This window comes from Serratia rhizosphaerae (assembly GCF_009817885.1).
GTDB classification, from domain to species: Bacteria; Pseudomonadota; Gammaproteobacteria; order Enterobacterales; family Enterobacteriaceae; genus Serratia_B; species Serratia_B rhizosphaerae.
This window is the reverse complement of record NZ_CP041764.1, coordinates 4,965,265-4,979,400: the sequence shown is the minus strand read 5'-3', so window position 1 is coordinate 4,979,400 and position 14,136 is coordinate 4,965,265. Positions and strand designations below refer to the sequence as shown.

Annotated in this window: 10 protein-coding genes; 5 read left to right on the top strand and 5 right to left on the bottom strand. The window is 57.8% G+C overall.

What is annotated here, in order from left to right; genetic code table 11:
* Positions 1–406: 406 nt before the first annotated feature.
* Complete coding sequence (locus tag FO014_RS23215) at positions 407–1,336, top strand: LysR family transcriptional regulator (RefSeq protein ID WP_160031238.1); 930 nt, start codon at positions 407–409, stop codon at positions 1,334–1,336.
* 121 nt (positions 1,337–1,457) lie between these two features.
* Positions 1,458–2,450 carry a zinc-dependent alcohol dehydrogenase family protein gene (locus tag FO014_RS23210; RefSeq protein ID WP_160031237.1) on the top strand — a complete coding sequence of 331 codons (993 nt, stop codon included), beginning with the start codon at positions 1,458–1,460 and terminating at the stop codon, positions 2,448–2,450.
* Between the two features lie 152 nt (positions 2,451–2,602).
* On the opposite strand, the gene FO014_RS23205 is transcribed toward FO014_RS23210, so the two are convergent.
* The 3 genes from FO014_RS23205 to ppsR form a co-directional block, all read right to left on the bottom strand.
* Complete coding sequence (locus tag FO014_RS23205; RefSeq protein WP_105230966.1) at positions 2,603–2,995, bottom strand: helix-turn-helix domain-containing protein; 393 nt, start codon at positions 2,993–2,995, stop codon at positions 2,603–2,605.
* A gap of 156 nt (positions 2,996–3,151) precedes the next feature.
* Entirely contained in the window at positions 3,152–4,198 is a 1,047-nt protein-coding gene (locus FO014_RS23200; protein WP_160031236.1) for a 3-deoxy-7-phosphoheptulonate synthase, read from the bottom strand.
* A 176-nt stretch (positions 4,199–4,374) separates the two neighbouring features.
* Positions 4,375–5,196: a posphoenolpyruvate synthetase regulatory kinase/phosphorylase PpsR gene (gene ppsR, locus FO014_RS23195; RefSeq protein ID WP_105233309.1), complete on the bottom strand. Its 822-nt coding sequence runs from the start codon at positions 5,194–5,196 to the stop codon at positions 4,375–4,377.
* A 628-nt stretch (positions 5,197–5,824) separates the two neighbouring features.
* Between ppsR and ppsA the strand changes: the two genes are divergently transcribed.
* Entirely contained in the window at positions 5,825–8,203 is a 2,379-nt protein-coding gene (gene ppsA / locus FO014_RS23190; protein WP_105230968.1) for a phosphoenolpyruvate synthase, read from the top strand.
* Positions 8,204–8,673: 470 nt separating this feature from the next.
* Here ppsA and ydiK read toward each other — a convergent pair whose 3' ends face one another.
* The gene (gene ydiK / locus FO014_RS23185) at positions 8,674–9,774 is read right to left on the bottom strand and encodes an AI-2E family transporter YdiK (protein ID WP_160031235.1); all 1,101 of its coding nucleotides are present in this window, start codon (positions 9,772–9,774) and stop codon (positions 8,674–8,676) included.
* A gap of 390 nt (positions 9,775–10,164) precedes the next feature.
* On the opposite strand from ydiK, the gene ydiJ reads away from it, so the two are divergent.
* A complete protein-coding gene (gene ydiJ, locus FO014_RS23180) occupies positions 10,165–13,221 on the top strand; it encodes a D-2-hydroxyglutarate dehydrogenase YdiJ (protein ID WP_160031234.1) in 3,057 nt (1,018 codons plus the stop codon).
* Positions 13,218–13,634, top strand: a complete 417-nt coding sequence (menI, locus tag FO014_RS23175; RefSeq protein ID WP_105230972.1) for a 1,4-dihydroxy-2-naphthoyl-CoA hydrolase — start codon at positions 13,218–13,220, stop codon at positions 13,632–13,634. The genes ydiJ and menI overlap by 4 nt, the downstream gene beginning before the upstream one ends.
* Positions 13,635–13,677: 43 nt before the next feature.
* On the opposite strand, the gene FO014_RS23170 is transcribed toward menI, so the two are convergent.
* A complete protein-coding gene (locus FO014_RS23170; protein ID WP_105230973.1) occupies positions 13,678–14,082 on the bottom strand; it encodes a hypothetical protein in 405 nt (134 codons plus the stop codon).
* Positions 14,083–14,136 lie beyond the last annotated feature (54 nt).

Genomic DNA, 14,136 nt, shown 5'->3' with positions numbered 1-14,136 from the left:
ATGATGTCACGCTTTGGGTTACATAACAGACTCATAGTGAGCAGAATTGGCTGCTAGGACGTCGAGTGCTGATACCATTCAAACATTGATGGAATCCGGGATGACGTTGGCTCCGTTGCATGGGCTGCACCTCGCTCACAGCGGACCTTCAGCTCCGTTAGCTTGCCCGCTTACGGCTGCCTGGTGCCGAAGCGCGAAGCACAACAGGTCGGAACCAGGGGTATACTTGGGTCATTTTGATCTTGTCTGTATCGTGGATCGGTTCTGAAGGATATAGGTTAGAATTCACGTAGTGAGATCAACGATTAATTTCTTGCCGACATAAGCGTTCGGATGCCGCGGTAGGTCAATCTGAATGATAAAACGGCTCGGTTCGGTCGGTAGATGAGGGTGATCCGGTAGTGATATGCGTTCTAACATAATTGAATATATTAGTATTTTTATACAGGTCGTTGAGCAGGGCAGCTTCACCAAAGCTGCTGATATTCTGCAGCTGCACCGCCCCGCAGTGAGTAAAGCGATACAGCAGCTCGAGGACGAACTTGGCGTAAAACTCATACATCGTACCACCCGCAAGCTGAGTATTACGGCGAAAGGGGACGAGTTTTATCAGCATGCCAAACACGTTCTGGCTGAAGTCGATGGTATGATGGCCAACTTTTCATCAACCTTACCACCGCGTGGGCGGCTCAAGCTTGATGTTCCGCTGGCGCTGGCCCATACCATCCTTATTCCCCACCTGACGCAGTTCAAGTCGTTATATCCCGATATTGACGTGGTGCTGGTTTCTTCGGATAAAAAAAACGATCTGATCGCCGAAGGCGTGGACTGTGTGGTACGCCTGGGGGAATTGCAGGATTCAAGCTTTATCTCCAGACGTCTCGGGGATATCAGGATGGCCACCTGCGCTGCCCCTTCCTATTTGCAACGGTATGGGAGGCCGGAAACACTGGCAGAACTGGAACAGCACCGGGCAGTTAACTTCTTCAGCGAACACAGTCGTGACGTGATGGAGTGGAAGTTTATCGAGAATGGAGAGGTGGTCTCACTGCGTCCTGCCAGCAGCATGCTGGTCGATAACTCCGATATTCTGTTGTCCTGCGCCCTGGCCGGTCTGGGGATTATCCAGGCTTCCAGTGATGCCCTTGCCCCGCATATTGCTTCCGGTAAGCTTGAAGAAATCCTGACGCAGTATCCCTCCGTTGCCAAACCCGTGTCGGTGATGTATCCGGACCGGCGCTATCTTTCCCCTCAGGTGCGCGTCTTTATCGACTGGTTCAGCGAGGTTTTTGCCGGCAGATCGGCAGAAACCGACAGATTGTTACTGAATGAATAACACTGAAGTTCCTCAGCGGCTATTTTTACCCGGGTGACAACCACGTAGATTGTTCGCAGATTAATCGAGTACACCTTTCATGCTATCGATAAGGTATACCGCTAACTGACGAGGTCTATATATGTCTAAAGTTGTCACGTTTAACCGCACCGGCGGTCCGGAAGTTCTTGAGGTTGTTGATGTAGAGGTGCCGGCGCCTGCCGCAGGGGAAGTCCAAATCCGCGTACATGCAATTGGCCTCAATCGTGCTGAAATTATGTACCGAAATGGTCAGTATGTGATTGCCCCCGAATTCCCGGCACGCCTGGGTTATGAAGCGGCTGGCGTGGTTGAGGTTGTCGGTGAGAATGTCGAAGGGTTCGCCAAAGGGGATGTGGTCAGCGTGATCCCTTCATTCATGTTTAACGAATATGGCATGTACGGTGAGCGTGTTAACGCGCCGCTACACGCGGTGGTGAAACATCCTGGCAATTTGTCTTTCGAAGAAGCGGCCGCAAGCTGGATGATGTTCGTCACGGCTTATGGCGCACTGGTTGAATACGGTAACCTGCAGGCCGGGCAGAATGTTATTATCCGCGCAGCATCAAGCAGCGTTGGCCTGGCAGCTATTCAGATCGCGAACATGTTGGGTGCCAAACCTGTTGCCCTGACCCGAACCAGCGAAAAACGCGACATGCTTCTGCAAGCAGGGGCGGCCGCTGTGATCGCGACTGCGGAGCAGGATATGGTCGCTGAAATCAACCGGGCGACACATGGCGAAGGTGTGCACATTGTTTTTGATCCTGTGGGCGGCCCGGACGTGGCAAAGTTGACTCAAATCATGGCACCACAAGGTATGTACTTCCAGTACGGTGCGCTCGACAGCCGTGACATGCTGGTGCCTGTATTCGATATTCTCGGTAAACATCTCACGCTACGCGGCTATGAGCTGTTCGAAATCACCACCGACGCGGAAAAAATGGAGCGAGCGAAATCCTTCGTTTCAGAAGGTTTACGTTCTGGCAAACTGAAACCGGTCATCGATAAAACCTTCAGGCTTGAAGATATCGCAGATGCGCATCGCTATATGGAAGCAAACGGTCAGGTCGGTAAAATAATCGTGACCGTGGGATAAAACCGCTCTCCCACGCTTTATAAGCGCAATTGCAGGGGCGCGTGAACGGCCCCTGCAATTGCCGGTCATTGAGGCGACAGAGAAGTGCCGGGCGTTTACGGCCATTCAGGTTACCCGCGACTGACAGAAATCGGGTTCGGGTGATAACCGGTTTAGGCGGCCTGCGGCAGCTGCTCATGCAGCGGCGGCGTCAGCGTGACCGTGACCGGCAGCGCCGGCGAGCTGCGCAGCTCGGACGGGGTGAAGCCGAAGCGCTTTTTAAACATATAGCAAAAGTGCGACTGCGAGCCGAAGCCAAAATCGATGGCGATATCAAACAGGCTCTGCTCGGAAAAGCGCAGCTTGCGCAGCGCACCCATCAGCCGGCGTTCGCGGATGTAACGTCCCAGCGAATAGCCGGAAATCTCCTTAAAAACCTTCTGCATATACCATAACGAATAGCCGGAGTAGGCGGCGAGTTCGGGTAACTGAATGGCCCGGCCAAGGTGGTTTTCTATCCAACGGCTGAGCTCCACGACAAGTGTTATATGAAGTTGTTCGGTCATGTCGGCTGTCAAGGCTGATTGAAACAGCCTGCAGTATGCCTTAAACCTGCGTCGGGGATTTATCGTAAAAATGGGGTTGGGGTAAAAACATTGGCGTACAGACGGAGCATGATGCGTTGCGGGCAGGCCGGGGCGGCAACCCCGGCCGGGAATCTGTCAGAAGCGGGTGTCCACCGCGTCCGCCAGCATCGCCAGCAGCTGTTCGCTGTCTGACCAGCTGAGGCACGGGTCGGTGATGGACTGGCCGTAGGTCAGCGGTTGCCCGGCGACGATTTTCTGCGTGCCTTCCACCAGGAAACTTTCCGCCATGACGCCGGCGACGGCGGAGGAGCCGGCGCGGATCTGCTGGCAGACGTTCTCCGCCACGTCCAACTGGCGGCGGTGCAGCTTCTGGCAGTTGCCGTGGCTGAAATCGATCACCAGGTGCTCCGGCAGGTCGAACTCGCGCAGGCTGTCGCAGGCGGCGACGATATCCGTAGCGTGGTAGTTCGGCGTTTTGCCGCCGCGCATAATGATATGGCCGTACGGGTTGCCGCTGGTCTGGTAAATGGTCATCTGGCCGTTTTTATCCGGCGAGAGGAACATATGGCCGGCGCGCGAGGCGCGGATGGCGTCGATGGCGATACGGGTATTGCCGTCGGTGCCGTTTTTGAAGCCGACCGGGCAGGAGAGCGCTGAGGCCATCTCACGGTGGATCTGGCTTTCGGTGGTGCGCGCGCCGATGGCGCCCCAGCTGATCAGATCGGCAATATACTGGCCGATCACCATATCGAGAAATTCGGTGGCGGTCGGCAGGCCGAGCTGGTTGACGTCCAGCAGCAGCTTGCGCGCCATTTCAATGCCGCGGTTGACCTGGTAGCTGCCGTCCAGCGCCGGGTCGGAGATCAGGCCTTTCCAGCCCACCACGGTGCGCGGTTTCTCGAAGTAGGTGCGCATCACGATTTCCAGCCGGTCCTGATAGCGTTCGCGCAGGGCGTTCAGGCGGCCGGCGTAGTCCAGCGCGGCGTCGAGGTCGTGAATCGAGCAGGGGCCGATCACCACCAGCAGGCGTTTATCCTCGCCTGACAGGATCCGTTCAATACGTTTACGTGACGCTGTCACGTTATAGGCAACCGCCGCAGAAATCGGCAGCTTGTCCGCCAGCGCTTGCGGCGTAACCAGGCTGTCGATGCGCGCGGTCCGCAGTTCATCTGTTTTGTGCATGACGTTCTCTGAATCTGTTTCTTCTCTACGGCAGGAGTACCGGGAAGTGATGACGATCACAATAACGCAAAAGCGGCTGATTTCAACCGTACAAAACGAGATTTATTGACCTGAGGCGGTAAAAAATGGCGTTGCATTTGTCACGCCGCCCGTGCGGCGTGACAAATGCGGGGCGATCAGAACATGCGGCGGCTCATGCCGAGAATATCGAGGATTTTGGTGGAGATTTCCTCTACCGAATAGTTGGTGCTGTTCAGATAGCGGATCTGATTTTTGCGGAACAGCGCCTCCACTTCGGCAATCTCCATGCGGCACTGGCGCAGCGAGGCGTAGCGGCTGTTTTCCCGCCGCTCTTCGCGAATGGCGGCCAGGCGCTCCGGGTCGATGGTCAGGCCGAACAGCTTGTGCTGGAACGGCTTCAGCGCTGCCGGCAGCTGCAGGTTATCCATATCATCGGCGATAAACGGGTAGTTGGCGGCGCGGATGCCGAACTGCATCGCCAGGTAGAGGCTGGTGGGGGTTTTGCCACAGCGGGAGACGCCCAACAGGATCACCTGCGCCTGATCGAGATTGCGCAGCGAGATGCCGTCGTCGTGCGCCAGGGTGTAGTCGATGGCGGCGATGCGCGCGTCGTATTTGCCCAGGTTGCTGGCGGTCAGCCCGTGGGTGCGGTTCGGCACCGGCGTCGGGTCGACGTTCAGCTCCTGCTGCAGCGGGCCGACCAGCGCCTGTACGATATCCTGACAAAAGCCCTCGCTCTGCACGATCACCTGACGCACTTCCGGCGAAATAATCGAATAAAACACCAGCGGGCGTTCGCCGGTCTGCTGGTAAATATCGTTGATTTGCTGGCAGACGGCGCGCGCGCGCGCCTCGGTTTCGACAAAGGGGAGCGAATAGGTGGTCGCCGTGACCGGGAACTGCGACAGCACCGCATGGCCTAATACCTCTGCGGTAATGGCGGTGCCGTCCGAAATATAGAAAACGCTTCTTTCCACCCGTGACTCCTTAATTGAGAAACAGTAATCCTGCTGCTGCGGCAATGGGTCTGCCTGAAGGTTAAGCATAATGGGCTCCAGATGATTCGGCGGTAAAGAGGCTAACAAAAAAAGTGTGACGGCAAGAGACGCTTGCTCAGGGAATGGGCAGAGACGGGGAAAAATAGGAATAATCGGCTGCCATCGTTGCCTGAAACACTTTTTCTTTTTTTATGAAATATCAATTCCGGCGCTGAGGGGGGGCTGACGCGGAAAATGGCGCTTTGGCGCGCCGGCGGGCGGTTTATTTCAATTTAAAGTTTAAATATTATGTAATTTATTGAAATAAAAAGCGGTTAGCTAAAAAGGGAACGATACCATCATAAAAGTTTCATTTAGGTAATACTCTTAAAATCCATTTTCTTCATTGGGTTGAACGATTCACCTTTCCATTTCTCATGGATGATTGTGCTAGTCTGATTGCGCTCAAACCAACGAGCAGTTAACGCAATTGAAGTAGGCTGCGCTCAGGCACCAATAAGCGATGAGCAACGCGAATAACCGGCCCGGCATACGCCGGCAGGGTGCTCAGCCGATGCGCAGCCTAAAGTCCGTCTATACCCTACTGATAGCAATAAGGATTGTCTCGATGCCCAACAATGGCCCAGACTTGCGTAATGTGCTTTGGTATAACCAGCTTGGCATGAACGACGTTGACCGCGTTGGCGGCAAGAATGCCTCGCTTGGTGAAATGATCACCAATCTTTCCGATCTGGGCGTGGCCGTGCCAAACGGTTTTGCCACCACCGCACAGGCGTTTAACGATTTCCTGGAACAAAGCGGCGTTAACCAACGCATTTACCAGCTGCTGGATCACACCGACGTTGATGACGTCACGCAGCTGGCGCAGGCCGGCGCGCAGATCCGCCAATGGATTATTGATACGCCGTTCCACCCGGAATTTGAGCGCGAAATCACCCTGGCTTACCAGCAGCTGGCCGACGGCGAACCGGAGGCCTCGTTTGCCGTCCGTTCGTCCGCCACCGCTGAAGATATGCCGGACGCCTCGTTTGCCGGCCAGCAGGAAACCTTCCTTAACGTGCAGGGCATCGACGCCGTGATGGTGGCGATTAAACACGTGTTCGCCTCGCTGTTTAATGACCGCGCCATCTCCTACCGCGTGCATCAGGGCTACGATCACCGCGGCGTGGCGCTGTCCGCCGGCGTACAGCGCATGGTGCGTTCGGATCTGGCCTCTTCCGGCGTGATGTTCACCATCGATACCGAATCCGGTTTTGATCAGGTGGTGTTTATCACTTCCGCTTTCGGTCTGGGCGAAATGGTGGTGCAGGGGGCGGTCAACCCGGATGAGTTCTACGTGCACAAACCGACGCTGCAGAACAACAAGCCGGCGATTGTGCGCCGCAACCTCGGTTCGAAGAAAATCCGCATGGTGTACGCGCCGTCGCAGGATCACGGCAAGCAGGTGCAGATTGAAGACGTGCCGGAGGCGCAGCGCAATCGTTTCTCGCTGAGCGACGACGAGGTGCAGGCGCTGGCGCATCAGGCGATGCTGATTGAAAAACATTACGGCCGCCCGATGGATATCGAGTGGGCCAAAGACGGCCATACCGGCAAGCTGCTGATTGTGCAGGCGCGTCCGGAAACCGTGCGCTCCAACGGCCAGGTGATGGAACGCTATCAGCTGAACGGCAGCGGCAACGTGCTGGTGGAAGGGCGCGCGATCGGCCACCGCATCGGCGCCGGCCCGGTGAAAGTGATCCACGACATCAGCGAAATGGATCGCATTCTGCCGGGTGACGTGCTGGTCACCGACATGACCGACCCGGACTGGGAGCCGATCATGAAAAAGGCGGCGGCGATCGTCACCAACCGCGGCGGCCGCACCTGCCACGCGGCGATCATCGCGCGTGAGCTGGGCATCCCGGCGGTGGTAGGCTGCGGCCACGCCACCGACCTGCTGAAAGACGGCCAGAAGGTCACCGTTTCCTGCGCCGAAGGCGACACCGGCTATGTCTATCAGGACGAGCTGGACTTCAGCGTGCAGAGCTCTGAAGTCAACGAACTGCCGTCGCTGCCGCTGAAAATCATGATGAACGTCGGCAACCCGGATCGGGCGTTCGACTTCGCCTGCCTGCCGAACGAAGGCGTCGGCCTGGCGCGTCTGGAGTTTATCATCAACCGCATGATTGGCGTGCACCCGCGCGCGCTGCTGGAATTTGACCAGCAGACGCCGGAGCTGCAGGCGGAAATCCGCGGCATGATGCAGGGCTACGACGATCCGGTCGAGTTTTACGTGGGCCGGCTGGTGGAAGGCATCGCGACGCTGGGGGCTGCGTTCTGGCCGAAGCGGGTGATCGTGCGTCTGTCCGACTTTAAATCCAACGAGTACGCCAACCTGGTCGGCGGCGATAAATACGAACCGCACGAGGAGAACCCGATGCTGGGCTTCCGCGGCGCGGGCCGCTATGTCTCCGACAGCTTCCGCGACTGCTTTGCGCTGGAGTGCGAAGCGGTGAAACGCGTGCGCAACGTGATGGGGCTGACCAACGTTGAAATCATGGTGCCGTTCGTGCGTACCGTGGCGCAGGCGGAAGCGGTGGTGGCCGAACTGGCGCAGCAGGGGCTGAAGCGCGGTGAAAATGGTCTGAAAGTGATCATGATGTGCGAAATCCCGTCCAACGCCCTGTTGGCGGATCAGTTCCTGGAGCACTTCGACGGTTTCTCCATCGGTTCCAACGATATGACGCAGCTGGCCCTGGGCCTGGACCGCGATTCCGGCGTGGTATCGGAACTGTTTGATGAGCGCAACGAAGCGGTGAAAGCGCTGCTGGCGATGGCGATTCAGGCGGCCAAGCGCCACGGCAAGTATGTCGGCATCTGCGGACAGGGGCCTTCCGACCATGAGGATTTTGCCGAGTGGTTAATGGAGCAGGGCATTGACAGCCTGTCGCTGAACCCGGATACCGTGGTGCAGACCTGGATTAATCTGGCGCAACAAAAATAAGCCGTTTTAATTAAATTAAGATTAATGCCATAGCCGCAACATTGTTGCGGCTATTTTATTTCTGAATGTAACTTGGTGATGAGGGAAAATAAGCGGGGAGAAAAATAGAATAAAAAAAGCCCATCTTAAAGATGGGCAAAGACTACACACAGCAATTCATATGTATGGCATTACATTGTACGGAAACTTGCTTGGCTTCAGCGAGTTAAAGCAAGATATGGCAATGATACTAGGCACTTAGCGCGATTTAGTCATTAAGAATTATCCTAATAATTGCAATTTAAATCATTAAACACTTATTTTTCTTCGTATTTACAGAAATAGAACATGTATCCTTGCAGCATGTTTATTAACGCGCCATTTGGCATGACGAAATAGATTTTATATTAATACGAATTGTCGTGCGGCGGGGAATGCTGTTAATTGTATTATGTGAACGCGCCTGCCCATTGCGGGCAGGCGGGATTAAATTACATCTCTTCCAAATCCTTGGCGACGTCTTCCAGATCGGCGGTCGGTTCCGGCGTTTCATTCATCCAGGCGGTGAGCAGGCGGTAGGAGACGGCCAGCACAACCGGACCGATAAACAGCCCGATCATGCCGAAGGCCAGCAGGCCGCCGATGACGCCGGACAGGATCAGCACCATCGGCAAATCGGCGCCCATGCGGATCAGCACCGGCCGCAGGAAGTTGTCCAGCGTGCCGACCACGCAGCTCCATACCAGCAGCACGGTGCCCCAGGTGGTGTCGCCGCTCCAGTAAAGCCAGATAATGGCGGGCACCAGCACCGGTAACGGCCCGAGCTGCGCGACGCAGAAGATGAACATCAGCACCGCCAGCAGCACCGCCGCCGGAATGCCGGCGACCGCCAGCCCGATGCCGCCCAGCACCGACTGCACCAGCGCGGTGACCACCACGCCCAGAGCCACGGCGCGGATCGCCTGGCCGCCCAGCAGCACGGCGGCGTCGCCGCGTTCGGCGCCGAGGCGTACGGCAAAGTGGCGGATGCCCAGCGCCACCTGTTCGCCGCGGGCGTACAGCAGCGCGCTGAACAGCACCATCAGCGAACAGTGCATCAGGAAGCGGCCGATATGCGCCGCCTGCGAGGCGAACCAGGTCGCGGTACGGCCGAAGTAGGGCTGAACCTTGGCGATCAGCGCGCCGCCGCCGCTTTGAATCAGCGTATGGTAGCTGTCATACAGTTTGTCGCCGATCATCGGCACCGCGTGCAGCCAGGCCAGATCGGGAATATGCACTTTACCCGGCGTGCTGGCCCAGGCGACCAGCGGCGCGCTGTTGTCCACCACGCTGTTCACCAGCAGTGCAATCGGCATCACGAACAGCAGCACCAGCAGCAGCGTCATCGCCAGCACCGCCAGCGAACGCCGTCCCCAGAGCAGCTTCTGCAGTTTAAGCAGCACCGGCCAGGTGGCGATCACCACCATGCCGGCCCAGGCAAAGCCGAGTATGAAGGGCTGCACCACCCAAAAGCAGGCGATGATCATAATGGCAATAAACAGCACGCCAAAAATTAGCCTTGGTAAATCGTAACGAGGTTGTGGGAGTGTCATGAAGGGCTCTCATCCTATGGTTTGCAGTACCCGCCCGCCAGCGATTGGCGGGGGATAAATTCCGTTGTTCCCGTTAATCATGATGCATTTTGGCTAAATTTCACAGTGTGACAGGTAATTAATACTGATGGATGGGGGCGAGCGCGCCGGTGGATACGGTTTGTCCTGCCCGCGTTATTTTTGCCAAGGAGAAGACGTTGAACCTACAGGAAGCATGGACTTGGCACGGCAGCCGTTTGCTTAAAGGTGGTCAGCTCTGCTTGTTTTTCCCCGGTATCCATTTCAATATGTCATCTATAGCGATAACAAAAATTTAGGGCAGGCCTGCGACGGGCCTGATTCAGCGTTTATCAGCGCATCAAAATGAGACAGACAGGGTCTACAAAAGCAATGATCCCACAAATAGCTCAGGCGCCCGGGTTGGTTCAGCGGGTGCTGGATTTTTTGGAAGCGTTAAAGCACAACGGATTCAACGGCGATATCGCCACCAGCTATGCCGATCGCCTGACGATGGCGACCGATAACAGCGTTTACCAACTGCTGCCGGAGGCGGTGCTGTTTCCGCGCTCCACCGCCGATGTGGCGCTGATTGCGCGGCTGGCCGGCGAGGAACGTTTCAATACGCTGACCTTCAGCCCGCGCGGCGGCGGCACCGGCACCAACGGCCAGTCGCTCAACAGCGGTATCGTGGTGGATATGTCGCGCCATATGAACCGCATTCTGGACATCAATCTGGAGCAGGGCTGGGTGCGGGTCGAGGCCGGGGTCATCAAAGACCAGCTCAATCAGTACCTGAAGCCGTTCGGCTACTTCTTTTCACCGGAACTCTCCACCAGTAACCGCGCCACGCTGGGCGGCATGATCAATACCGACGCCTCCGGGCAGGGCTCGCTGGTGTACGGCAAAACCTCCGATCACGTACTGGGTCTGCGTGCGGTGCTGCTGGGCGGCGACATGATCGACACCCGCGCCATGCCGACGGCGCTGGCGGAAACGATTGCCCAGGAAGAAACCGCCGAAGGGCGCATTTACCACACAGTGCTGAACCGCTGCCGCGACCAGCGCGCGCTGATTCTGGAAAAATTCCCTCAGCTCAACCGCTTCCTGACCGGCTATGATTTGCGCCACGTGCTGAGCGACGATCTGCAGACCTTCGATCTGACGCGCATTCTGACCGGCGCCGAAGGCACGCTGGCGTTTATCACCGAAGCGCGGCTGGACATTACGCCGCTGCCCAAGGCGCGCCGGCTGGTGAACGTCAAGTACGATTCGTTTGATTCGGCGTTGCGCAACGCGCCGTTTATGGTGGAAGCCAAGGCGCTGTCGGTGGAGACCATCGACTCCAAGGTGCTAAATTTGGCGCGGGAAGATATTGTCTGGCATTCGGTCAGCGAGCTGATCGCCGACGTGCCGGATAAAGAGATGCTGGGGCTGAATATCGTCGAGTTTGCCGGCGATGATGAAGCGTTGATTGAACAGCAGCTGGACGACTTGTGCCAGCGTCTGGACTCGCTGATGGCGGAGCGGCAGGCCGGCGTGATTGGCTACCAGGTGTGCGGCGATCTGGCCGGCATCGAGCGGATCTACGGCATGCGTAAAAAGGCGGTCGGGCTGCTGGGCAACGCCAAAGGGCAGGCTAAGCCGATCCCGTTTGCGGAAGATACCTGCGTGCCGCCGCAGCACCTGGCGGACTATATCGCCGAGTTCCGCCAGTTGCTCGACGGACACAACCTGAGCTACGGCATGTTCGGCCACGTTGACGCCGGGGTGCTGCATGTGCGTCCGGCGCTGGATATGTGCGATCCGCAGCAGGAGATGCTGATGAAGCAGATCTCCGACGACGTGGTGGCGCTCACCGCCAAATACGGCGGCCTGCTATGGGGCGAACACGGCAAGGGCTTCCGCGCCGAATACAGCCCGGCGTTCTTCGGTGAGGCGCTGTATGACGAGCTGCGCCGCATCAAGGCGGCGTTCGACCCGGACAATCGTCTTAACCCCGGCAAAATCTGTCCGCCGCTCGGCGTCGATGCGCCGATGATGAAGGTGGACGCGGTAAAACGCGGCACGCTGGATCGCCGCATTCCGATCGCCGTGCGTAGTTCCTTCCGCGGCGCCATGGAGTGCAACGGCAACGGCCTGTGCTTCAATTTTGACGCGCGCAGCCCGATGTGTCCGTCGATGAAAATCACCGGCAGCCGCATTCATTCGCCGAAAGGGCGCGCCGCGCTGGTGCGCGAATGGCTGCGCCTGCTCAGCGAGCAGGGCGTCGACCCGCTGCAGCTGGAGCAACAGCTGCCGCAGCAGCGTATGAGCTTCCGTAATCTGATCGAAAAAACGCGCAACAGCTGGTACGCCGATAAAGGCGAGTACGACTTCTCGCACGAGGTGAAAGAAGCGATGTCCGGCTGCCTGGCCTGTAAGGCCTGTTCTACCCAGTGCCCGATCAAGATTGACGTGCCGGGATTCCGCTCGCGTTTCCTGCAGCTGTACCACACGCGCTATCTGCGTCCCGCCAGTGACTACGTGGTGGCCGGCGTGGAGAGCTATGCGCCGCTGATGGCCAAGGCGCCGAAGGTGTTCAACTTCTTCCTGAAGCAGCCGTGGCTGCGCGATCTGAACCGCAACGCCATCGGCATGGTCGATGTGCCGCTGCTCTCCAGCCCGACGCTGCGTCAGCAGCTGTCCGGGCATCAGGCGATCAATATGACGCTTGAACAGTTGGAGGCGCTGCCGCATGCCGCGCGCGAGCAGTATGTGCTGATCGTGCAGGATCCGTTCACCAGCTACTACGACGCCGTGGTGGTGGCGGACTTTGTCCGGCTGGTGGAAAAACTCGGCTACCGGCCGGTGCTGCTGCCGTTCTCACCAAACGGCAAGGCGCAGCATGTGAAGGGCTTCCTGACGCGCTTTGCCAAAACGGCGCGCAAGACCGCCGATTTCCTTAACCGCGTCGCCCGGCTGGGGATGCCGATGGTCGGGGTCGATCCGGCCTTGGTGCTGTGCTACCGCGATGAATACCAGGAGATCCTCGGCGAGACGCGCGGCGATTTCCGCGTACAGCTGGTGCATGAATGGCTGCAGGCGTTGCTGGCGGAGCGGGCAGAACAACCGGCCACCGGCGAAGCCTGGTATCTGTTCGGCCACTGTACCGAAAACACCGCGCTGCCGGCCAGCAGCCAGCAGTGGGCGTCGATCTTCTCCCGCTTCGGCGCCAAACTGGAAAGCGTCAGCGTAGGCTGCTGCGGCATGGCCGGCACCTATGGTCATGAAAGCAAGAACCTGCAAAATTCGCTCGGGATTTATGAGTTATCATGGCATCAGGCGCTGCGGCGGTTGCCGCGTCAACGTTGCCTGGCCACCGGCTATTCCTGCCGCAGCCAGGTCAAACGGATTGAGGGCAACGGCGTGCGGCATCCATTACAGGCGCTGCTGGAGATGATTGCGTGAAGCTGTGGAAACGAGAGACAACGCTGGAACAGTTAAACCGTTCCGGAGAGGGCTGCATGGTGGGGCATGTGGGGATTGAATTTACCCAAATCGGCGACGATTTTCTGGAAGCCACCATGCCGGTAGACTCGCGCACCACGCAGCCTTTTGGCTTGCTGCACGGCGGCGCGTCGGTGGTGCTGGCGGAGTCGATGGGGTCGATGGCCGGCTACCTGTGCACCACCGGCGACCAGCAGGTGGTGGGGGTGGAGATCAACGCCAACCATCTGCGGCCGGCGTTTGACGGCCGGGTGCGCGGCGTCTGCCGGGCGCTGCACGCCGGACGGCGCAATCAGGTCTGGCAGATCGAGATTTTCGACAAGCGGGATAAGCTGTGCTGCATCTCCCGCCTGACCACGGCGGTGATTGAGTAACACACTGAGGCCCGGCGTCCGCGCCGGGCCTTATTCTTTGCCCTTACAGCTGAAAGGGCACGCGTTTGACGAAGTCCTTTTGATAGGCGTTAGCCTTTTCCCAGGTTCCCTCCATGGCGTACTTCTGACAGATCAGCGTCAGGGTGTGGCGCGCAAAATGGTAGCTCTGTACCCGAAACAGCTGACAGCGCTGCGGATTGTTGATCTCGACGATCAGCCGGTTATGCAGCTTGCTGAGGGCGTGCAGATAGCTGTCGTCATCGCCGTTCTCCAGGCACAGATTGGCCATATTCAGGCAGACGCCGTTGTAACGCTTCAGGTGGTCGACGTTGCACGTCGGCCGCTTGAGCGCCGCCTCCGCCATATAGAAATCCACCGTGGCGTCGCGGATACTGAATTTGTACTCATCAATCTTGCCCAGCAGCCATGCATTCATCGAAATGTTCATTTGCCCACGCCTGATAAAGTAAATGATAATCATTATCATATTTGCAGCCGCTGC